Annotated in this window: 15 protein-coding genes; 10 read left to right on the top strand and 5 right to left on the bottom strand. The window is 47.8% G+C overall.

The genetic code is table 11. From position 1 onward, the window contains the following. Position 1 precedes the first annotated feature (1 nt). Positions 2-1783 (top strand): ribosomal protection-like ABC-F family protein, encoded by a 1782-nt coding sequence (gene abc-f, locus BWX39_RS10580; protein ID WP_028905710.1) that lies wholly within the window; start codon positions 2-4, stop codon positions 1781-1783. Between the two features lie 420 nt (positions 1784-2203). Here abc-f and radA read toward each other — a convergent pair whose 3' ends face one another. After that, positions 2204-3583, bottom strand: a complete 1380-nt coding sequence (radA, locus tag BWX39_RS10590) for a DNA repair protein RadA (protein WP_028905711.1) — start codon at positions 3581-3583, stop codon at positions 2204-2206. Between the two features lie 66 nt (positions 3584-3649). On the opposite strand from radA, the gene BWX39_RS10595 reads away from it, so the two are divergent. Both BWX39_RS10595 and BWX39_RS10600 read left to right on the top strand, forming a co-directional pair. Beyond that, positions 3650-4549 carry an ABC transporter substrate-binding protein gene (locus BWX39_RS10595; protein WP_028905712.1) on the top strand — a complete coding sequence of 300 codons (900 nt, stop codon included), beginning with the start codon at positions 3650-3652 and terminating at the stop codon, positions 4547-4549. Positions 4550-4638: 89 nt separating this feature from the next. Then, positions 4639-6801, top strand: a complete 2163-nt coding sequence (locus tag BWX39_RS10600) for a tetratricopeptide repeat protein (RefSeq protein WP_028905713.1) — start codon at positions 4639-4641, stop codon at positions 6799-6801. A gap of 376 nt (positions 6802-7177) precedes the next feature. On the opposite strand, the gene BWX39_RS10605 is transcribed toward BWX39_RS10600, so the two are convergent. Both BWX39_RS10605 and tamL read right to left on the bottom strand, forming a co-directional pair. Then, positions 7178-7981: an MBL fold metallo-hydrolase gene (locus BWX39_RS10605; protein WP_028905714.1), complete on the bottom strand. Its 804-nt coding sequence runs from the start codon at positions 7979-7981 to the stop codon at positions 7178-7180. A gap of 122 nt (positions 7982-8103) precedes the next feature. After that, positions 8104-10377 carry a translocation and assembly module lipoprotein TamL gene (tamL, locus tag BWX39_RS10610; protein WP_028905715.1) on the bottom strand — a complete coding sequence of 758 codons (2274 nt, stop codon included), beginning with the start codon at positions 10375-10377 and terminating at the stop codon, positions 8104-8106. Between the two features lie 84 nt (positions 10378-10461). Between tamL and BWX39_RS10615 the strand changes: the two genes are divergently transcribed. Then, positions 10462-11214, top strand: coding sequence for an RNA methyltransferase (locus BWX39_RS10615; RefSeq protein WP_028905716.1), 753 nt, complete (start codon positions 10462-10464; stop codon positions 11212-11214). A gap of 35 nt (positions 11215-11249) precedes the next feature. Further along, entirely contained in the window at positions 11250-11825 is a 576-nt protein-coding gene (locus BWX39_RS10620; protein WP_028905717.1) for a hypothetical protein, read from the top strand. Positions 11826-12203: 378 nt separating this feature from the next. Here BWX39_RS10620 and proS read toward each other — a convergent pair whose 3' ends face one another. Further along, positions 12204-13685 (bottom strand): proline--tRNA ligase, encoded by a 1482-nt coding sequence (gene proS / locus BWX39_RS10625; protein WP_028905718.1) that lies wholly within the window; start codon positions 13683-13685, stop codon positions 12204-12206. A gap of 269 nt (positions 13686-13954) precedes the next feature. On the opposite strand from proS, the gene BWX39_RS10630 reads away from it, so the two are divergent. Next, positions 13955-14635: an OmpA family protein gene (locus tag BWX39_RS10630; RefSeq protein WP_028905719.1), complete on the top strand. Its 681-nt coding sequence runs from the start codon at positions 13955-13957 to the stop codon at positions 14633-14635. Positions 14636-15127: 492 nt separating this feature from the next. Here BWX39_RS10630 and BWX39_RS10635 read toward each other — a convergent pair whose 3' ends face one another. Further along, the gene (locus tag BWX39_RS10635) at positions 15128-16165 is read right to left on the bottom strand and encodes a YeiH family protein (protein WP_028905720.1); all 1038 of its coding nucleotides are present in this window, start codon (positions 16163-16165) and stop codon (positions 15128-15130) included. A 286-nt stretch (positions 16166-16451) separates the two neighbouring features. Here BWX39_RS10635 and feoB point away from each other — a divergent pair, with 286 nt between their 5' ends. From feoB to nrdD, 4 genes are all read left to right on the top strand, one after another. Beyond that, a complete protein-coding gene (gene feoB, locus BWX39_RS10640; protein WP_028905721.1) occupies positions 16452-18926 on the top strand; it encodes a ferrous iron transport protein B in 2475 nt (824 codons plus the stop codon). Between the two features lie 117 nt (positions 18927-19043). After that, on the top strand, positions 19044-20186 hold the full coding sequence (locus BWX39_RS10645) for a penicillin-binding transpeptidase domain-containing protein (RefSeq protein WP_028905722.1): 1143 nt from the start codon (positions 19044-19046) through the stop codon (positions 20184-20186). Between the two features lie 240 nt (positions 20187-20426). Next, on the top strand, positions 20427-21278 hold the full coding sequence (locus tag BWX39_RS10650; protein WP_028905723.1) for a patatin-like phospholipase family protein: 852 nt from the start codon (positions 20427-20429) through the stop codon (positions 21276-21278). 397 nt (positions 21279-21675) lie between these two features. Further along, positions 21676-23775, top strand: a complete 2100-nt coding sequence (gene nrdD / locus BWX39_RS10655; RefSeq protein WP_028905724.1) for an anaerobic ribonucleoside-triphosphate reductase — start codon at positions 21676-21678, stop codon at positions 23773-23775. Positions 23776-23813: the final 38 nt, after the last annotated feature.

The raw sequence follows: 23813 nt of genomic DNA on the forward strand, positions 1-23813 counted from the left end.
TATGGCGCAGATACCTTATTTAGACGTCCAAAAGCTATCGAAACGCTTCGGAGCGCAAATCCTGTTCGACGAAATATCCTTCTCCATTGCAGAAGGACAACACGTCGGACTGATTGCGAAGAACGGAACGGGCAAGTCCACCCTGCTTTCCATACTCACAGGAAAGGAGGGTTACGAGTCGGGCAGCATTGTCTACCGCAACGACTTGCGCGTCAGCTGCTTGGTACAAAGTCCGAAATTCAACCCCGAAGAGTCGGTTCTCGACGCTTGTTTCAACCATAAGGGCGACCCCGACAAGGTATTGAAAGCCAAACAGATACTCACCACGCTCAAGATAACCGACCTAAACCAGCCTATGGGGCAGCTCAGCGGCGGACAACAGAAGCGTGTGGCACTGGCAAACGTGCTGATACTTGAACCCGACTTGCTCATTCTCGACGAGCCAACCAACCACCTCGACCTCGAAATGATAGAGTGGCTCGAAGGCTTTCTTTCGAGAGGGAACAAGACACTCTTAATGGTTACGCACGACCGATACTTCCTCGACAACGTGTGCAACATTATTCTCGAACTCGACGACCGCACCATCTACACCTATCGGGGCAACTACTCGTTCTATTTGGAGAAGCGACAGGAACGCATTGCCAACACACGGGCAGAGATTGCACGTGCCAACAATCTCTACCGCACCGAGTTAGAGTGGATGCGCAGGCAGCCGCAGGCACGCGGACACAAGGCGCGCTACCGTGAAGAAGCCTTCTACGAACTGCAGGCAAAGGCACTGCAACGCATCGAAGAAAGGCAAATCCGACTGAAAGCGTCCAACGTTTACATCGGCAGCAAGATATTTGAGTGCCAGTATGTATCGAAGGCATTCGACGAAAAAGTCATACTGAAAGACTTCTACTACAACTTTGCCCGCTTCGAAAAGATGGGAATCGTGGGCAACAACGGCACGGGCAAGTCCACATTCATCAAGATGCTGCTCGGACTGGTAAAGCCCGACAGCGGCAAATTCGACATCGGCGAAACCGTCAGCTTCGGTTACTTCTCGCAAGACGGACTGAAATTCAGAGACGACCAGAAGGTTATCGACATCATAACCGACATTGCCGACTACATAGACCTTGGCGGTGGTCGCCACATGACGGCGTCGCAGTTCCTCAACTACTTCCTTTTCACACCCGAAATGCAGCACAACTACGTGGCAAAACTATCGGGAGGCGAAAAACGCAAGCTCTATTTGTGCACTGTGCTGATGCGCAATCCGAACTTCCTGATACTCGACGAGCCTACCAACGACCTTGATATTCAGACGCTTCAGATACTCGAAGAATATCTGCAAGACTTCCCTGGCTGTGTCATCGTAGTGTCGCACGACCGCTATTTTATGGATAAGGTGGTAGACCATCTGCTCGTTTTCAACGGCGACGGACAGGTAAAGGACTTCCCTGGCAACTATACGCAGTTCCGCGACTACCAAGCCTTGAAGAGCAAAGAAGCAGTGGAGGAAAACAAGACAAAGGAAAAGAAAACCGCAACGCAGCGCGACTACCACAACGAAACGCGCAAACGTATGAGCTACAAGGAGAAACGAGAATACGAAATGCTCACGGCGGATATAGAAAAACTCACCAACGAAATTGCCACAATGGAGGAACAACTCTGTTCGGGCACGCTCGAGATAGACCAACTCACCGAAATCAGCAAACTCCTGCCGAAGAAAAAAGACGAGTTGGACGAGAAAGAACTGCGCTGGCTCGAACTTTCTGAATTGGAATAATATTGCCCTCGCAAACTCTGCAACAAGGCTTTTGCTATCCTTACACCTTATTATATATAGGGCTTCAAGCACAAAAACCGTCCCTCAACACAGGTAGGGACGTGTTTCATCACGCTCCTAACACCAAGAAAACAGCAAGTTCATCTATAAAATCTAGAAAAACTAGAATACCTAAGAACTCTATCAAAAAACCTAAAAACCGCCTCGATTTTGTAAAAATAATTCCGAAGAAAAACAGTAATTTCGATTTGGCACTGCGAAAGCGGCTCTTTTGCGCTGCAAAACATACGCTTTTACCGTGCAAAACAGCCGCTTTTGGAATGTAAAACAATAGGTTTTACAAAGCTTTGATATACAGACTGTTATACAATAGTTACACTTGTGAAATATATTTACACTTTCATCGTCTTGCCCGACCTGTTATCCGAACAGCAGGCGCAAGGCTTCTTCCACCTTCGCAACGGGGTGCGTGGCTATCTTGTATCTGCCTTTCAAGCCCTGCGCATTGTTCTTGGGAATGATGATGTGGCTGAAACCCAGCTTCTCGGCTTCGGCAATGCGCTGCTCTATACGGCTTACGGGACGCACTTCGCCGCTCAATCCCACTTCGCCTGCCATACACCAGCCTGCCTCGATAGGAGTATCGACGTTCGACGACAGCACTGCCGCTATCACGCTCAAGTCCATTGCCATATCCGTAATGCGCAGTCCGCCAGCTATATTCAAGAAAACGTCCTTCTGCATCAGCTTAAAGCCCACTCGTTTTTCAAGCACAGCGAGCAGCATATTGAGGCGACGCTGGTCGAAACCTGTTGCCGAACGCTGCGGAGTGCCGTAAGCAGCCGACGAAACAAGGGCTTGCGTCTCCACAAGGAAGGGGCGCACCCCCTCGATAGCACTCGAAATGGCAACCCCCGATAGGTCGTCGGGAGTGTCGGTGAGCAGCAACTCCGACGGATTGCTTACCGGACGCAAGCCGTTTTGGCGCATTTCGTAGATTCCAAGTTCGGAAGTAGAGCCGAAACGGTTCTTTATGCTGCGCAAAATGCGGTACATATAATGTTGGTCGCCTTCGAATTGCAACACCGTATCTACGATATGCTCCAGCACTTTCGGCCCCGCAATGGAGCCTTCCTTGTTGATATGACCAATGAGAATGACAGGAATGTCGCTCGATTTCGCCAATTGGAGCAAGGCAGCAGCACTCTCCCGTATTTGAGTAATACTTCCAGCACTGCTTGCAACTGTTTCTGTGGCAACTGTTTGTATAGAGTCTACAACCAAGAGTTCAGGCTTCACGTCCTTGATACAGCTGAATATCTTTTCCACAGATGTTTCCGAAAGTATCACGATGTTGTCAGGAATGGTTTCGGCAATGCGCAATGCACGCATCTTTATCTGCTGCGGACTTTCCTCACCGCTCACATAGAGCACCTTTCGGTCGGTGGCGAGCAGCGTTTGCAGCGTCAGCGTACTCTTGCCGATACCCGGTTCGCCACCTATCAGCACCATACTGCCTGCCACAAGTCCACCTCCAAGCACACGATTCAATTCGCTGTCCTTCATATCAATACGGATTTCTTCTGCCGAAGAAACCACATTGAGGGCTTGCGGAACGTTGCGTTTCGGTGCGCCAAAGGTGTGTGCAACCAACTTTTCGCCCGTACTCAGCCCCGTGTTGGGGGCGATACGGATTTGCTTGAACGTGTTCCACTGTCCGCAGTTCGGACATTTGCCAATCCACTTTGCACTTTCCTGCCCGCAGTTATCGCAGACGTAGGCTGTTTTGTCTTTTGTCATAATTTAACGACAAAAGTAGTTCTTTTTTTTCGTTATTACAAAAATATTATTTACTTTTGCAATATTATGGAGAGAATAAAATACTTGCTGCTCTTTGCAGCCATCACATTGGTTGGGTGTCAAGTATCTGACGAGGAAGATTCGCTAATCGGAAAGCGCAAGAACAAGGTAGAGGAAGTTGCCTATGCACGTGCGTTCAAGGTGGGCGTTACGCCTACTATGGACTGTCTGCCCATATTTTTGCTCAAGGATAGCAATCTGTATAATCCCGACAACATCGACATTCGACTGAAGGAATATTCATCACAGCTGAATTGCGACACAGCTATGCAGAACGGACGTGTACAGGCTTCGGTTACAGACCTTATTCGGGCGGAATACCTGAAAGAGGAAAAGCATATCGTACTCGACTATATGACCGAGACAAACGCCACTTGGCAGCTCTTGGCATCACCGCAATCGGGCGTGAAAAGACCCGAAGACTTGGGCAACAAGATTATCGGTTTGACCTTCAACTCCATAATGCAGTACCTCACGATACGCGTTTTCTCTGGACACGACATATCTTCAAGGTTCTATGGGTCGCAGATTAACGACATCTTCATTCGATTGAAAATGCTCAACAACAACCAAATAGACGCTATCTGGGCGAGCGAACCGCAGACCACACAAGCCAAACTCTTGGGCAACCGAGAGATATACAGCTCGGTAAATGAGACTTTCATACCTGGCGCAATCGTCTATGTGAACAATCCGAAGATAGAACATCAGCGTGCTTTCGAGGCAGCTTACAACAAGGCGGTGGATATATTGAACAGTCATTCCATACAATACTTTGCACCACTCATCAAGAAATATATGAAAGTAGACGACAAAGTGGTGGCTGCATTGCCTAAGATAACCTACAAACGAGTAATTGCACCACGCGAAAGAGCCATTAACAAGGCAAGGAATATTCTCCCATAAACAAGTCCGACACATAGCTGCCAACTTGCAACAACACCATAGAAGCAGAATAGGAATACCGCCGAAACAGAACTAAAGAGAACACAGCATTGAACGTAGAAATGAATATTGGCACTGCTTTCGAACATTTAAGTGCCAAACAGTTAGACGAAGCCATTAAAGTATTGCAGCCAATATACAACGGCAAACCCTCGTTGGTGGACTACGACAAGTTTATCGCCATTGCAAACGACTACAATTTAATGTGCGACTATATGCTGCGGGGCTTCAAAGACCCTGCCCGCGAAGGGCTCTACAAATCGCTCTTGGAACATCTCTACAAGGTTACTGCCAACTTGTTGCTAAGCTGGAACTGCAAGAACAAGCCTACTTTCGTAGATGCTTTTCGCACTGCCAACCAGTTGAACCTTAGCCACAGTTTCGTGCGCTCTGTGCTCGAAAACTTCGTTTCCGACATTGCTATGCTCTCGTTAGCCCCCGAAGCGGAACGAAAAAACAAGGAAACGGAACTCTACGAACGCCACCAAACTTTCATAGAACGCCTTTTCAATGCCCTTTTGGTATCGCGCCAATGGTCTGAAAGCGATGCCAAATTCTACACCGACCTACTCACATCACCCACCATCGATGCTTCCGACCAAATGCTTATCGTCAGTGCCATCAGCCTTTCTGCGATGACAATCTACGATGTGAAGAAGTTTTCCACCCTCGTAAATGTTTACCGACACGCCCAAGAAGAGAAAGTGCGACAGCGTGCATTAGTGGGCTGCGTGCTGTCACTCACCGATGATCCGCTGTTTGTAAAGGAACAGGCATCGCTTATGGACGAGCTGACAGCCAGCGAGGATATGAAACGCGAACTGCTGAACCTGCAAAAGCAGATGTTCAACTGTATGGACGCCGAGCGCGACAACGACAAGATACAGCGCGACATAATGCCCAACATTATGAAGAATTCCGATTTGCAGTTCAACCGTTTCGGCATTACGGAGAAAGAGAGCGACGCTTTGGAAAACATTCTGCACCCCGATGCCGATGAGCACAAGATGGAGATGATGGAGGAGAGTATCCAGAAGATGATGAAGATGCAGCAACAAGGCTCCGACATCTATTTTGGAGGTTTCAGTAAGATGAAGCGTTTCCCCTTTTTCGACCACATTGCCAATTGGTTTATGCCTTTCAGTGCCCACCACCCTGGGCTGAAAGAGGTGGCACAAAAGCTTGGCGACAGTTCGTTTCTCGATAAAATGACAGAGCAAGGACTCTTCTGCGAGTCGGACAAGTATTCGCTTGCCCTCACAATGGCACAGATAATCAACCAGTTGCCTGCCAATATATTGGAAGTAATAAAGTCTGGCGACGGCATCGGACTGCCTGTTTCGGAACCAGTAGACTATACGCCCGACTTCCTGCGTCGCCTCTATATACAGGATTTGTACCGCTTTTTCGAAGTGAAATTGGCGTTCAACAAAGACATTGCCAACCCTTTCAAGAAGAGTGGCAGCTACAAGGCTTTCTTTATGATGCACGACTTGTTCGTGAAAGAAGCTTACATAGAACCTAAGATGTCCTTGGCAATGTTCCTGCACAAACACAAGCACGAAGCCAACTTAGACGAAATACTCGAAACTTTTTACAGCGAAACAGCTACTTATCAAGTGTTTAGGGGGCTTAAATCCGAACGGGAAGGAGACGAAAGCGAAGCCTTGGGACACTTCTTGGCAGCAATAGGCGTAGAGCAAGACAACACTTGGGTACTGAAAACAGCAGGAGTTTTTGCCCTGAAACGCAAGGACTACGGATTCGGTTTGCACTGTTACGGCAAGTTATGCGAACTTCTGCCCGACGTTAAGCCATACGCCATAAACCATTGTCTTTGTCTGATAGCCACAGGCGATACGAAAACGGCACTAAACAAAGCGTACGAACTCGACCTAAGCGACGAAACAGACAACCGAGTGAAGCGTCTTTTGGCATGGGCACTTATCTGCAACGGCAACGGCGAAAAGGCTTTGCACATTTACAACGCACTCACCGAAACCGACCCACTACCCGACGATGCACTCAACATTGCCTATGCGCATTGGGTGAACGGCAATCCGAGCGAGGCAAAAAACTACCTCGTTCAGTGGAAGATAAACCACCCCGACGCCAAATTAGAGGAAGAATTCGACAACGACTACTATATGTTCGAGCAAAACAGCATCACCGACGTAGACAGAATATTGATGTTGAGCGCATTAAAAGTGTAAATATTTTTCACAAGCAAAACTATTGCATAACAGACTGTATATCAACGCTTTGCAAAACCTGTTGTTTTGCATTCCAAAAGCGGCTCTTTTGCAAGGTAAAAGCGTAGGTTTTGCATCGCAAAACAGCCGCTTTCGCAATGCCAAACCGAAATTACTGTTTTCCCTATAAATTATCTTTACAAAACCAAAGTGGTTTTCATGTTTTGCACTAGAAATTCTAGAGGGTCTAGTTTTCCTATATTTTTCTAAATAACCCAGCTGCTTTTTCATTATCAAAAGCGCACCAAGCAACGCCTCCATCGGCATTCCGCATTATAAAAGCCCCTTCAACCACGTGTGTTACAAGGGGCTTTACCAATACCTATATATATGTTTCTTATTTCAATTCGTATATTCCGCTGGGCGTTTTCCGCCGCAACACCTCCACCATAAAATCTACATCGGCTACCAATCCGTGGCTTGCCATCTCGCTCGTTACAGCCTTTCGAGCCAATTCGGGGTGGTTGTTTTCGTCGCTTAAGTGGCAAAGCCAAACGTGGCGCAACCCCAATGTGGCATTCTCAACGATGGTTTGGGCACACTCGGCATTGCTCAAGTGCCCTGTTTTGCTCGTTATGCGAGTCTTCAGATACTGCGGATAGGGACCTGCAGCAAGCTTTTCGGGTTCGTGGTTCGCCTCAATGACCAAGTAATTCGCCCGCGACACGAACGTACGGATTTCGTCTGTTATGTGTCCGCAGTCGGTTACAAGCGTGAAAGTTAGCCCTTGGCATTCTATGCAGTAGCCTACACAGTCGGTACTGTCGTGCGGAACCTCGAACGGAGTTACGGTAAACTCGCCTATTTGCTCGGTTCTGCCCTTCTCCACATATCGCACTTGCTCGGCAACAACCTTCTTTCTGACACACCAGTTGTTTACAATACCCTCGTGAACCTTCTTGGTTGCATACACAGGAATGGCTTGGTTGTCGCTCATAGAGCCCACCGATTTCACGTGGTCGGCGTGGTCGTGCGTAATAAGTATATTGTGAATCATCGACAGATGTAGCCCATAGCTGTGCATATACTTCTTTATCGTCCGAAGGCCGATACCACAATCAATAAAGATTCCGTCGGTTTCGGTGTAAAGAAAGTAGGCATTGCCACTGCTGCCACTGCCAAAAGATATGAATTTAAGCATTATATTGTAATTTGCTGCAAAAGTAATAAAACTATTTAACAACACAAAGCGTTGGGGCTTCGAGTTTCTCTGACATTCTTGTTTTTTCGCTTTGCTGAACGCTCAAGTGTGCTTCGGTATTTTTAGAAAGGCAATCCGACAGCAAAGTGGAAGGTGAAATCGCGTCCAAAACGTGGATGGAAGAGTGGGAAATGCTCTTTCAACGAAGTGTAGGCAGGGTTTATGGCTTTCATACCAGCATCGAAACGCAGTATGAAATAGTCGAAGTTAAGACGCAAACCCAATCCGTAAGCCGCTGCAATCTGCTGCCAGAACTTATCGAAACGGAACTGTCCGTCAGGCTGTTCGGCATATTCGCGCAGTGTCCAGATGTTGCCTGCATCAATGAAAGCCGCTCCGTCGAACTTCCAAAACAAACGGGTGCGGTACTCAGCGTTCAGATTCAACTTCAAATCACCTGTCTGATTGATGAAGTCAATGCGCCCATCGGTTCCACGAAAGCCACCCGGCCCCAACTCTCTGACACTCCAACCGCGCACCGAGTTAGGGCCTCCTGCAATATAACGCTTCTCGAAAGGCAACACCTTGCTGTTTCCGTAAGGATAGGCAATGCCGAAATCGGCGTGCAGCGCAAGCGAGTTGCGGGGGTCGAAACGCAATATACGTGTGAAAGCGAAGTCGAATTTAAGGTACTGTGCATAGGCAATGTTGAATATTTTCGACTGTCCTTGCTCGTTTTTCTTAAAGTTCGACAGGTTGTCGGCAAGCGAAAGGAGGTTTCCTGCCGACTCTACCTTTGCCCTGATGGCTACATCGTCGTTGCGATTATAGCTTAGACTGAAGCCTGCACGCATAATGAAGAGGTCTTCATAGTTGTAGCGCAATATGGCGTTTCGGTTGTTTACGTTGTCGAGATAGTCTTTCTTGAAGCGTTCGCTAATCCACGGCATATAGACGTAGCTTAGGTCGGGCACCTCCAACTCGTAGCGCAGGTGGCGGCGGGCGTTGCTCCAATTGTACTTCCACGCTGCCGAGAAGACACGACGGTGAAACTCTGGGCGGTCTTGCAAATCCCAACTGACCGACAATTCGGACACAGCGTTGCTGCGACGGCGGAACTCCCGTGTAGAGAAAGGCGAAAGAAAGCGTGGGAATTGTAGGCGGGCTTGCACCCCATACTCCTCGTAATTGTGGTTGTTGTAGCCTTCCAACCCCTTTATAGCTTCAAAAGCGGCACGTAATTCTATACTGAACAGCTCGCTTCCGTGGAAGAGATTGCGGTTCTGATAGGTAAGAACGGCAGCCGCACCAAGGTCGCCTGCAGTGTTGGTGCCTTCGGGTTGGAACGAAATCGTGTTGGGTTTGTTGCTCGAAAGCTTAATGTTAGCCTCTAAATATCGCTTTTCCGACTGCTGATAGCCTAACATTTTGCCCACGATAATGGAGTCTACACGCTGCATTTCCTTAAATTCAATGTCGGTATAGCGTATTGCTCCCAAGCGAGCCAAGTTGTTATAGGTAGTCTGAAGGTCGGTTGCCGAGAAGTATTTTCCAGGTTCTATGAGCGTGTTGTCGGCTATAATCTCACGGCGGATATGCAATCCAGTCGAGTCGCCAGGCAGCACATTCACCCTTCCGACAATATAACGAGGGTGCAAGGCAGGCTCCGACGCAGACGATGGTTGATATTTCGTAAGGTGGAGCGTAACGTCTACCGCACGAGAACCGCGCACGGTGTCGGCAGTATAGTATATATAGTCTTTGTTGAAGCGGTAATAGCCTTGGTCGTTCAGTATTTTCGTGATGCGTTTGCGCTCGTTATCGAGTGCCAAAACGGTGAATTGGCGTGGGTGGGTGGCATCAAAGCCTTGCGAAAGGTTAGGTTTAAGAATGTCGGCAATTATCGAATCCTGAATGTCGTAGCTGAAACGGTCTATCATAAACGGCTTACCCGGAAGCAGCGTATATATGGCTTTCAGCTTTTTGCCCCTCACTTTCGTGTTGAAAACTACACGTGCGTTCATATAACCCATATTGTTCATTGCCACACGAAGGTCTTCGCACGACAGACGAGCCTGCAATGTATCGTAGTAAACGGGCTTTTCGCCGATGCGTTGCAACGTTCTGTTTATCCACTTGGTAGTATCTCGCCCTGCCAAAGAGTAGGTTCCGAGCGGTATTTTAAAGAACGAGAACCACCGTGAGTTCTCTTTTTGTCGCACATACTGCGCCAACTGCGTCGCATTAAAGTCGGCTTCGTCGGAGCACAACTCCACTTTGTCGAGCAAATAGCTACCGTCTGCCACAAACTTATCGGTCGAACACGACGACAAAAGCAATGCTAAAGTGGCAAAAAACAGTAGAAAATATGTATGGAAACCTTTTATCCTAAACATTAATACCGCTAATTTTGGGGCAAAGATACTAAAAAGTTGGGAGTAAAAGAGCGCAAACAGATAGTTTTTTTGTATTTTTGTAGAGTGATTTCAAAGAATAAAATAAAACTCGTTCGGGCACTCGAAACGAAGAAAGGGAGAGAAAAACAGGGGCTCTTTGTGGCTGAAGGACCTAAGGTGGTGGGCGATTTGCTTGCTGCGGGGTTCGAGTTGGTGGAACTTTTCGAGGAGGAAGAGGACATTAAAAAGGTGTCGTTCCTGCAACACCCACAAGGAAAGCTCGGCATATTCAAACTGCCTGAGCAGACGAAAACGAAGGATGGCGAGTGCGAAACGGCAGTCGGTACAGAACACAAGGTGCTCCTTGGCGAAAACGAACTGGCACTTGCGCTCGACAGCGTGCAAGACCCTGGCAATCTCGGAACGATTATCCGTGTGGCTGACTGGTTTGGTATCGAGCGCATTTTCTGCTCGATGGACACGGCAGACTGCTGGAATCCGAAAGTGGTGCAAGCCACTATGGGTAGCATTGCAAGGGTAAAGATGTATTACTTGAACCTAAACGAGTTAATCAACTCGTTGCCAAAGGACTACCCTATCTACGGAACGCTGCTTGACGGTGAGGATATTTACGAAGAAAAGCTCTCTGCAAACGGCCTCATCGTAATGGGAAACGAGGGCAACGGCATATCGGCAGCCATACGACAACGGGTGAACAGGAAGCTGCTGATACCGAACTTCTCGGTCGGAACAACACGTGCCGAATCGCTGAACGTTGCCATTGCAACAGCCGTAGTATGCTCGGAGTTTAAGCGAAGAGAGCAGAAAAAGGTGTAACAACCGAATCATAAAGGTATAAAAACGATAGAGAAATGGAAGACTTGATAAAAGAACGCAGCGTGAAAAGCTGCATTGCCTTGGGCTACAAGCATTGGCAACAACATTTGGGCGAAACTTTCCGTCGCACACGTTGGCGCATTCTTCTCAGTGCGGTTATGTTTACAGCGTTTATCATTTCTGCTTTAATGGGTGCGCCTAATTGGCTCTACATCTTATTATTAACGTTTTCGATGAACAGTGTAGCCGTAAAGGTGCGCAGTTTGGCAGGCGAAATGGAAACAGCACAAAAGGGAAAGAAACTGATTAAGAAAAATCTGGGCTACTATGTCTACTTCTTTTGCCTTTCGCTGATAGTAAAATTGTGCACCATACTTGTGGTGGGCGCACCGCTGTTGCTGCTCCTTTATATGTATTGGCTTGACAGCGAGACGGTGAAAATGGGCGATCCCTCTACCCTTTCTACCACTTACTGGGTGCTTACGGGGCTTACAGCCTTCGCCACCACCATTGCCGTAAGGTTCATAGACACGTGGGAAGACTATGCCGAGCTTTATATCTTCGGCACAATGATAACCCGAAACCGTACGAGAAGGCAGGGCAAAGCGTGATTTGTTGCGTGCTTGGCAGCGAAGAGAAAGTGTTATCGTCTAGAAAATCTAGTTCTCCTAGATTCTCTAGAATAACTAGGATAAAACCTAAAAAACTGTCTTGGCTTTGTAAAAATAATTCGTAGAGAAAACCACAATTTCGATTTGGCATTGCGAAAGCGGCTCTTTTGGACAGGAAAAGAGCCGCTTTTACCGTGCAAAACCTACGCTTTTGCAACGCCAAACAATAGGTTTTGCAAAGCATTGATAGCAAGACAGTTACACAATAGATAAGCTTCTGAAAAATATTTACACTCTTATTGCCTGTTTTTCGCCCATATAGAAAACAAAAGCCACGCACTTTTCGGTGCGTGGCTTTGCTGTTTATAAGGGTAGGAATTAGTATGAACGAGCTATGAGAACACGGTGCTTAGCGGGCTTTCCGCTCACCATGTCCACGCCTTCGGTCTGTTCAAACATAAACGGAACGCAGCGAATGGTGGCTTGCGTGTCTTCTTTAATCTTCTCTTCGGTCTCCGTCGTGCCGTCCCAATGGCAGAGGAAGAAGCCGCCGTCCTTCACTTTCTCCTTAAATTCTTCGTAGTTGTCGCACTCGTGAATGTTTGCATTGCGGAAATCCAATGCCTTCTTGAAGATGTTGGCTTGAATATCGTCGAGCAAATTCTTTATGCGTTCAACAATACCATCGAACGAAACGTTTTCTTTTTCCAAAGTATCGCGACGCATTATCTCTATGGTGTTGTTCTCCAAGTCGCGTCCGCCCATTGCCAAACGAACAGGCACACCCTTGAGTTCGTACTCGGCGAACTTGAATCCCGGGCGTTTGTTGTCGGAATCGTCGAACTTTACGCTGATGCCGAGCTGTCTAAGCTCGTCGATAACGGGTTGCAGCTTCGCCGTAAGGGCTGCCAACTGCTCGTCGCCCTTGAAGATTGGCACGATGACAACCTGCAGCGGAGCAATCTTTGGAGGCAACACGAGTCCGTTGTCGTCGGAGTGTGTCATAATGAGCGCACCCACGAGGCGTGTGCTTACACCCCACGATGTTGCCCAAACGTATTCGGGTTTGTTCTCCTTATTGAGGAAAGTAACGTCGAACGACTTGGCAAAGTTCTGTCCGAGGAAGTGCGACGTACCGCTCTGAAGTGCCTTTCCGTCCTGCATCATCGCCTCGATGGTGTAGGTATCCAATGCTCCTGCAAAGCGTTCAGTTTCGCTCTTTACGCCCTGAACTACAGGAATGGCGAGCCATTGTTCGGCAAAGTCGGCATAAACCTTCAGCATCTTCTTTGCTTCGTCTACAGCTTCTTCGCGTGTGGCGTGCGCCGTGTGTCCCTCTTGCCACAGAAATTCCGATGTACGGAGGAAGGGGCGGGTGCGCATTTCCCATCGCATAACGTTGCACCACTGGTTGCACATCAACGGCAGGTCGCGGTAAGAGTGAATCCAATTCTTATACGTGTTCCATATAATAGTCTCGCTGGTTGGGCGAATGATGAGTTCTTCTTCGAGCTTTGCAGCAGGGTCTACCTCTACTCCACCTTCTTTCTCGTTGGCACGGAGGCGATAGTGGGTAACCACAGCACACTCTTTGGCAAATCCTTCTACGTGTTCAGCCTCGCGAGAAAGGAAGCTTTTCGGGATAAGAAGGGGGAAATAAGCATTCTGCGCACCTGTTTCTTTAAACATTTTGTCTAACTGGGCTTGCATTTTCTCCCATATAGCGAAACCGTAAGGCTTAATTACCATACAGCCGCGAACAGGCGATTGCTCTGCCAAATCTGCTTTTACTACCAAGTCGTTGTACCATTGCGAGTAGTTTTCGGCACGCTTGGTGAGTTCTTTGAGTTCTTTTGCCATAATCTATATCTATTTTTCTTCTTATTCATCATTATAGGTAAATTCCCTGACAAAATAGGAAATTCCCTTTGCTTTGTTAGTGCAATAAGCGTAATTTTGTGCAAAATTACAAAAAAATGTTGGCAAACGACGTATGAAAACAGAAATAGTTGTATCTTTGTTCTGCAAAAAGCGAACAACACTCACACAGCTTACGCAGGATAAACATTAACAAGCGAGTTCGCCGACACATAACATATATAAGAAAAAAGTTTAAAATTACACACATTATGAAGAATTTAAAGACAATAGCAGCTGGACTTTGTGTAGCTACTCTCGTAGCAAGTTGTGCAACAAATCAGGGAACTTATAGTGCTGGCGGTGCCGGTGCCGGTGCTGTGCTCGGCGGTATCGTGGGCAACATCATCGGTAAGAATACCAAAGGCACTATGATTGGTGCAGCGGTAGGTGCAGCAGTAGGTGCTGGAACAGGTGCGCTCATCGGTCGCCATATGGACAAGGTGAAGCAGCAAACCCAAGCACAGGTAGACAATGCCAAGGTTGAAACAGCGAAAGACGCTAACGGACTCGATTGCGTAAAGGTAACATTCGACTCTGGTATCCTCTTTGCAACCAACAGCTCGACCCTCAACGCATCTGCTAAAAACGACCTTGCGAAGTTTGCAGGCGTATTGAAGCAGAACAGCGACTGCGACGTTGCCATTCAAGGATATACCGATGCATCGGGCAACGACGACATCAACATTCCGTTGTCAGAGCGTCGTGCAAAGTCGGTATCTACCTACTTGCGTGGTCAGGGTGTATCTTCAAGTCAAATTCGCACCGTCGAAGGTCTTGGAAGTTCTAACCCAATCGAAAACAAGCGTGTAAGCCAGGCAAACCGCCGCGTAGAGGTTTATATGTACGCATCGAAGAAAATGATTGAAAAAGCCAACAGTGGCAACTTATAATCGTACTGATTAAAACTGTCAAACATCAGCAAACAAGGCGCGCTCTATTCGTGGAGCGCGCCTTCTTTTTATGTATAAGGTTGGTTGGGGATATGTGTAAGGCGTGGGGTGTTGCACCTTTGGCAGCGAGGTAAAAGCTGGTTCGCATAAGAATTCTAGTTCTTTTAGATTCCCTAGAAATTCTAGTAGAAACCCTGAAAAACACCCTTAACCTTGTAAAGATAATTTCAAAGAAAAACGGCAATTTCGTTTTGGCATTGCGAAAGCGGCTCTTTTGCAATGCAAAAGAGCCGCTTTTACCGTGCAAAACCTACACTTTTAGAACGCAAAACAATAGGTTTTACAATGCGTTGATAATAAGCAAGTTATGCAGCAAATACACTTGCGAAAAATATTTACACTATTTTCGCTCGCTTCCCACATATATAATAAGGTGTGCAAGCGAAGCTACTTACCGCTTTGAACAAAACTTCTACCGCTTCGATTCGATATTTACATCAGCATTGGAACAACGAAACGTGCCAAGCAGTAGCCGCCACCGATGAGCCAACAGTAAATAATGGCTGCCAGCAGGAAGGGCTTGAAGCCTGCCTTCTTGAACTTGTCGATGCTCGTTTCCGCACCGAGTGCCGTCATTGCCATCGTCAGCAAGAAAGTGTCTAACGTAACAATGCCTTTCACAACCTCTTCGGGCAGCAGATTGAAACTGTTGAAACAAATAACGAGCAGGAACATTATGGCGAACCAAGGCACCTGTATCTTGTTCTTCTGCCCCTCTGTGCCCTCACGTTTCGCAACGTCTTTCGCCACGAAAAAGGCGATGACGAGCAACACGGGAACAAGCATCATTACACGAATCATCTTCACGATAATGGCATTGTCGCTGATGGCGGCTCCCATAGCGTTGCCCGCTCCCACGACATGGGCCACTTCGTGAATGGTGGAACCTGCGAAAATGCCCATCTGCTGAGCGGGCAAATCGAACACGCCAGCACGATAAAGCACTGGATAAAGGAACATGGAGAGCGTACCGAAGATAACCACCGTTGCCACAGCCACAGCAGTCTTGTAGGGTTTCGGACGTATTGCGCCGTCCACACCCATCACGGCTGCAGCGCCGCAGATGGCACTACCGCAAGCCGTAAGCAAGGCAATGCTGCGGTCCATCTTCAGAAGTCTGCCCACGAAAAGTCCAATCAGAATGGTGGCAGTAACCACAATGGCGTCTATGATAATCGCTGGCAGTCCAACGGCGGTAATGTCTTGGAAGGTGAGCTTGAAGCCATAAAGAATGATACCGAAGCGTAGAATGCGTTTCGAGCAAAATACGATGCCTGGCGTCCACGTTTCAGGCAAGTTGTTGCGCAGGCTGTTGGCATAGAGCATACCAAGAATGATGCCGACAATCATCGGCGAAAACGACAAGGCTTTGGCGAAACGCATATCGCCGAGATAGAAAGCTGCACACGCAAAGAGTGCCATCAAGAGCACTCCGTGAAGCATACTGCTGCGTTGTTCTGTAATTTTCATTTTGTTTTTCTTATTTTTATTCTCTGTTAAATCGTTCTTTGTAAATCCGATTTTCCGAGTTTGCAAAGCGTCATAACATCATTATTCGAGTGCAAAGGTACAGAAAAAACAACAATGCGGTTATACCAAATCGCAATAATTTAGTGCGTTTTACTATGAAATAGTCAGGGTATGGCGAAACAAGTCTGCGACCTATCCCCATTATTAGGTATTTTCGCAAACTTTTAAGAGGGCGGTGTTATCCTTCCAACGAATTCTTTGTACTTTTGCATAAAAGAACAAGAATATGAAGTTATCAGAACTGAAGACGGGCGAAACTGGTATTATTGTGAAGGTTTCGGGACACGGCGGCTTCAGAAAACGAATTATAGAAATGGGCTTTATCAACGGCAAGGAGGTGAAAGTACTGCTCAATGCGCCGTTGCAAGACCCTGTGAAATATCGCATTATGGGCTACGAAGTGAGCCTGCGACACAGCGAAGCCGACCTGATAGAAGTAATGGCGGTAGACGCTGAACCCCATACGAAAACAAGAAACACCCAATACAATCCTGCCATAGAGGTAGACCAAGCCGACCCTTACGAACCTGCGCTGACGCCAGACGAGGCTGTGGCAGCGGCAAACCGACAACGACGTACCATTAACGTGGCGTTGGTAGGCAATCCGAACTGCGGAAAGACATCGCTGTTCAACTTTGCTTCAGGAGCACACGAGCGTGTTGGAAACTACTCGGGCGTTACCGTCGACGCCAAGTACGGCTATACCGACCTGCTGGGCTACCACTTTGAATTGGTAGACCTGCCTGGTACGTACAGCCTTTCGGCATATAGTCCGGAGGAACTCTACGTGCGCAAGCAAATTGTAGAGAAGACTCCCGACATCGTTATCAACGTTATAGACACTTCAAACCTTGAGCGAAACCTTTACCTAACAACGCAACTCATTGATATGCACGTGCCTATGGTGTGTGCATTAAATATGTACGACGAGGTAGAGAACCGCGGCGACCACATCGACTTCAAACAACTGAGCACCCTTTTCGGTGTTCCGATGGTGCCTACGGTATTCAAATCGGGCAGAGGCGTGGAGGATTTGTTCCGCACGGTGATACAAAACTATGAGGGAAAGAAGGGCGACAAGCCGTTGTACCGACACATTCACATCAACCACGGACACGAATTGGAGAACGGTATCGCCGAGATTCAAGAGCACTTGAAGCAGGAACTCGACATCAGACAGAAGTATTCTACCCGCTATTTGGCAATAAAACTACTTGAAAACGACTCGGAAACCGAGAAGCTCGTGGCTACTTTCCCCGATGCAAAGAAGATTATGGCACACCGAGACGAAACCGCCAAGCGTGTGAAAGAAGAGACCGGAGAAGACAGCGAGACGGCTATAATGGACGCTAAGTACGGTTTCATACACGGAGCATTGCAGGAAGCCAAGTACACGACGGGCAAAGGGAAAGACGCCTACAGTATAACGCACACCGTAGACAACGTTCTGACACACAAGTATCTCGGTTTTCCGCTCTTTTTCCTCTTCCTTTTCATTATGTTTACGGCTACTTTCACGCTCGGACAATATCCGATGGACTGGATAGAGGCAGGTGTGGCGTGGCTGTCTGACGTTGTAAGCGGGCTCTTACCCGACGGACCCGTGAAAGCAATGATAGTAGACGGTGCCATTGCAGGCGTTGGAGCCGTCATTGTCTTCCTCCCGCAAATCCTGATACTGTACTTTTTCATTTCCTATATGGAGGATTGCGGCTACATGGCGCGCGCTGCCTTCATCATGGACAGGCTCATGCACAAGATGGGGCTGCACGGCAAGTCGTTCATACCGCTCATTATGGGTTTCGGTTGCAACGTTCCTGCGGTTATGGCAACAAGAACCATCGAGAGCAGACGCAGCCGACTGGTTACGATGCTGGTGCTTCCGATGATGAGTTGTTCGGCACGACTACCTATTTATATAATGATGACAGGCTCGTTCTTCGCCGCCAGATACCGCTCGGCGGTTATGATGTCGCTCTATCTCATTGGTATTGCGATGGCAGTGCTGCTGGCGCGCCTCTTTTCAAAAACCATTGTGAAGGGCGAAGACACACCTTTCGTAATGGAACTGCCGCCCTATCGCTTTCCAACGTGGAAGGCTATCGGCCGCCATACGTGGGAAAAAGGCAAGCAATACCTGAAGAAGATGGGAGGAATCATTCTCGTTGCATCTATCATCGTGTGGGCATTGGGCTACTTCCCCCTACCCGACGACCCCAATATGGGCAAACAGGCACAGCAGGAACAAAGCTATATCGGCAGAATTGGTAAGGCAGTGGAACCCGTTTTCCGCCCTATGGGCTTCGATTGGCGTTTGGACGTGGGCTTGCTGGCAGGCGTTGGAGCAAAGGAAATCGTAGCTTCAACGATGGGAGTGCTCTACGCCAACAACGATTCGTTCGGCGACGACAACGAATACAACGACGAAGGCGGCAAATACGAACTGTTACGACACCAGATGACTTCCGACATAGCGAAGCGAAACAACATCAGTTACGCCAAGGCACAGCCTTTAGCCACCCTCACCGCTTTCTGTTTCTTGCTCTTTGTGCTGCTCTACTTCCCGTGCGTAGCAACGATTGCAGCCATAAAAGGCGAAACGGGCAGCTGGAAGTGGGGCATCTTTGCCGCCGTCTACACCACTGCCTTGGCGTGGATAGTCAGTGCCATCGTCTTCCAAGTGGGTGCGTTTTTCCTGTAAAATGGGGTGTATCGTTCTTGTAAAATAAGGTAAAAAACGTAAATTCAGCTACGCATATAGCGCAGATAACCTGATATTTCCATATCTTTGCACACTCAAATCAGCAATTAAAAGAGTATGAAAAGATATATTATAGGGGCTGTCTGCGCACTCGTGGCAGCAGCAGCAACCGCGCAGGAATATCACGGGGAAATGGAACGGCTATACCCCGAAAAAGCAAAAACGGCGAAGACAGCCAAGCAAACCACCGCCAAGACAACCACCGAAGCACCTACGACACTGCTTCCAGAGTTGCAGCAGTTGGCAACCGAACTGCTGAAAGGGCGCAAAGGCAGTGTTGTAGCCATTCGTCCGAGCACTGGCGAGATTATCTGTATGGCGACAAACTCGCCCGAAGGTGCCAACAACGACCTTGCCATTGCCACCGCTTACGCCCCCGGTTCTACGTTCAAGACGGCACAAGCCTTAGCCCTTCTGTCGGAAGGAACCATTACAGCCACCACAAAGCAAGCTTGCTTCACGGCTTTCCGCGAAGGCAACATCAGGATTGGCTGCCACAAACACACTTCCCCACTGATGCTACGAGCTGCCATTGCCAACTCGTGCAACACCTATTTCCTAAAGTCTTTCCGTGCTATGATTGGCGACAAAGCCAAGTATGGCACCTATGCAGCCGCCATCGACAAGTGGCACAGCTACATCGTAAGTATGGGCTTCGGCGGTCCGCTCGGCGTAGACATACCTGGCGAGAAGGGCGGTTTGGTGGCAAACTCGACATATCTGTCGCGCCGCTATCAAGGCGGGTGGAACCCTCTCACCATTATTTGGGCAGGAATGGGACAAGGCGACATCACCGCAACGCCGCTCCAGCTCTGCAACCTCGCAGCACTGATAGCCAACCGTGGCTATTTCTACACACCGCACATTCACGCCAACACGGCAGAAAACCCACTTCCGAAACGTTTCCTCGAACCACGGCAAGCCCTTGTTGCTGCCGAAGCCTACACACCCGTAATAGAAGGTATGCGCAACGCCGTGATATGGGGCACCGCACGCGACATAAACACAAAGGAATACAGCATTTGCGGCAAGACAGGAACGGTGGAAAACGACGGCAAAGACCACTCTGCCTTCATCGCTTTCGCCCCTATGTACAAACCGCAGATAGCCATTGCGGTGTTCATCGAGAACGCTGGCTTCGGCGCAGATGTAGCCGCTCCCATTGCAGCAAAGGTGATACGCAAGGCTTTGAAGAAGTAGGCTGCTCGGCATTTTCCGAACATCGGCAAATTATTTACACGTAAATAAATATTTTTCTACACGTAAATAATAATTTCTTTACACGTAAATAAATATTTCCTTACGTGTAAAGAAATAAACGGAGAAAGAAAATTGCGGAAAAAATCCGAACTTTAACGTTCTGCCGACAGTGTTTCCGCAGTATTCTCTTGTACTTTCCGCAAAATATTTCTATTTTTACAGACGATAAGACAACAGCAAATGAAGACAGGATTGGTATTGGAAGGGGGCGGAATGCGGGGCTTGTTCACCGCAGGCGTCATTGATGTGCTGATGGAAAACGGCATAGAGTTCGACGGTGCAGTGGGTGTTTCGGCAGGTGCAGCCTTCGGTTGCAACTACAAGACACGGCAGATTGGACGCGCCATTCGCTACAACAAACGCTTTGCAAACGACCGACGGTATGCCTCGTGGTGGTCGTTTTTCACCACTGGCAACTACTTTAACGCTGATTTTGCCTACCATTACCTTCCCAACGAGTTAGATGTTGTGGACTTTGAAACCTTCCGCAACAACCCAATGGAGTTCTGGGCAGTAGCCACAAACGTGGGTTCGGGCAAGGCGGTGTATCGCCAACTGAAGGTGTTAGACTACGAAGAACTTGAGTTTGTGCGTGCTTCGGCATCGATGCCCTTGGTTTCTAAAATCGTACAACTGAACGGTCAGCGGCTGTTAGATGGCGGTGTGGCTGACTCTATACCGCTCGACTTCTTCCAACGGCAGGGCTACAAACGCAACGTTGTGGTGCTAACCCAGCCCATGGGCTACCAAAAGCGACCCATTGGCATTATGCCGCTGATACGATTGCAGCTGAATCACCACCCCAAAATGCTGAAAGCGTTGGCAGAACGCCACATTATGTATAACAAACAACTCGAGTTTGTGCAACAAGAGGAACGTTCTGGCAACACTTTCGTTATCCGACCGCAAGCTACTCTCAACGTCGGACGTATGACACACAACCCCGACAAGATGCAGGAAATATACGAAGAAGGACGGAAAGTAGCAACAGTCGAACTGCAAAAGCTGCAACAATTCTTATCAAAACAATAACAAAACCGAACAACAAATACACGAAGACACAACAGAAAAATTTTTCTTTTTGGAAAACTTTAGCGATATAGTTTTCTAAAAAGTTTTCCAAAAAGAAAAATTTCAACCACTCTCTTTTCATAAAAACTTTATTCTTTTTTCTAAATAATAAAATAAAGTTCTCTTTAAAGCGAATTTATTAAACGCTTATTATCAACCATTTACAATGCATTTAAAGCGATTTTGCTTAAAAAGATAGGAAATTTTTGCGCAAAAAAGTTTGCTTTATTCGTTTTCTTTTTCCTATCTTTGCATCGGATAAAGTTTACCAAAACATATTTTCCAATATTCAAAAACAGGGATATAGTAAAGCTACTATTAACAATAAAAGTAAAAAAGGATATACTAAAAAAGAAAAATGAAGAATTTCACCATCACCAAACGCGACGGCTCTAAAGACCGTTTCTCGCTCGACAAAATTATGAATGCCATCATAAAGGCATTCGACAGCGTAGGCGAACCCACCGACCTCGGCACAGTTTCTAAAGTTCTCGCGAACATTAAGATTCACGACGACATAAAAGTAGAGGACATCCAGAACCAAGTAGAAGAGGCTTTGATGAAGGAAGGACACTACCACGTGGCTAAAAGCTTCATCGTTTATCGCCACCAACACACCGAAGACCGCGAGGTATTGGAGAAGATGCGCTTCCTTACAGACTACTGCCACGCAGAGAATGCAGCCACTGGCTCGAAGTTTGACGCCAATGCCAACGTGGAAAACAAGAACATTGCCACTCTTATCGGCGAACTTCCAAAGCAGGGTTTCATTCGTCTGAACCGCCGTTTGCTTACCGACCGCATCAAGAGAATGTACGGCAAGGAACTTTCCGACGAATATCTACACTTGCTTACACACCACTTTATATATAAGAACGACGAAACCAACCTTGCTAACTATTGCGCTTCTATTACTATGTACCCTTGGCTCATCAGCGGCACAGCGTCGATTGGTGGCAACTCTACCGCACCTACCAACCTTAAAAGCTTCTGCGGAGGCTTCATCAATATGGTGTTCATGGTATCGAGTATGTTGGCAGGAGCGTGCGCAACACCCGAGTTTCTGATGTATATGAACTACTTCATACAGCAGGAATACGGCAAAGACTACTGGCAACACCCCGAAAAGGTGGTGGACTTGAGCTTGAAACAGCGCACCATCGACAAGATTATAACCGACTTCTTCGAGCAGATTGTCTACTCTCTCAACCAACCAACAGGCGCACGAAACTATCAGGCTGTGTTCTGGAACATATCTTACTACGACAAATTCTATTTTGAATCGCTCTTCGGAAACTTCTATTTCCCAGACGGTTCGCAGCCCGACTGGGAAGGCGTATCGTGGTTGCAGAAACGCTTTATGACTTGGTTCAACCAAGAACGCACCAAGGCTGTGCTCACTTTCCCTGTTGAAACGATGGCTCTGCTCTCTGAAAACGGCGAATGCCGCGACACCGAATGGGCTGACTTTGCAGCACAGATGTATGCCGACGGACACAGTTTCTTTACCTATATGAGCGACAATGCCGACTCGTTGAGTTCGTGCTGCCGTCTCCGTAACGAAATTCAAGACAATGGTTTCTCATACACGCTCGGCGCAGGCGGTGTGTCTACGGGTTCTAAGAGCGTGCTCACCATTAACTTGAACCGCTGCATACAATACGCTGTAAACAAGAACATTGACTACAAAGAGTATCTTTCGCACGTTATCGACCTATGCCACAAGGTGCAGTTGGCATACAACGAGAATCTGAAAGACTTGCTGCACCACCACATGTTGCCACTCTTCGATGCTGGCTACATCAACATCGACCGCCAATACCTCACCATCGGTATCAACGGACTTGTGGAAGCAGCCGAGTTTATGGGCTTGGATATTACACCAAACGACGAATACAAAGAGTTTGTGCAAGGCGTTTTAGGACTCATTGAAACCTACAACAAGCAGTATCGCACAAAGGAAGCGATGTTCAACTGCGAGATGATACCTGCCGAAAACGTGGGTGTGAAGCACGCAAAGTGGGACAAAGCCGATGGATATTTCGTACCACGCGACTGCTACAACAGCTATTTCTACCGCGTAGAGGACAATTCGCTCACCATTCTCGACAAGTTCCGTCTGCACGGCGCGCCCTACATAGAACACCTTACGGGCGGTTCGGCACTGCACATGAACCTCGACGAACACCTTTCGCAGGCACAATACCGCCAGCTAATGCGTGTGGCTGCCGAAGAAGGGTGCAACTACTTCACATTCAACATACCGAACACGGTGTGCAACGAGTGCGGACACATCGACAAGCGCAACTTGAAAGAATGTCCACATTGCCACTCTGAGAACGTCGATTACCTCACACGTGTCATCGGATACATGAAGCGCGTCAGCAACTTCTCGGCTGCCCGACAGACCGAAGCTGGCAAACGCTACTATGCAACTAAAGAGAAATACACTGTATAACCCTCAAGCGTGAGGACATTGAAGATGCTTTGAAAATC

The sequence above is a fragment of the Prevotella intermedia ATCC 25611 = DSM 20706 genome (genome assembly GCF_001953955.1).
Lineage (GTDB): Bacteria > Bacteroidota > Bacteroidia > Bacteroidales > Bacteroidaceae > Prevotella > Prevotella intermedia.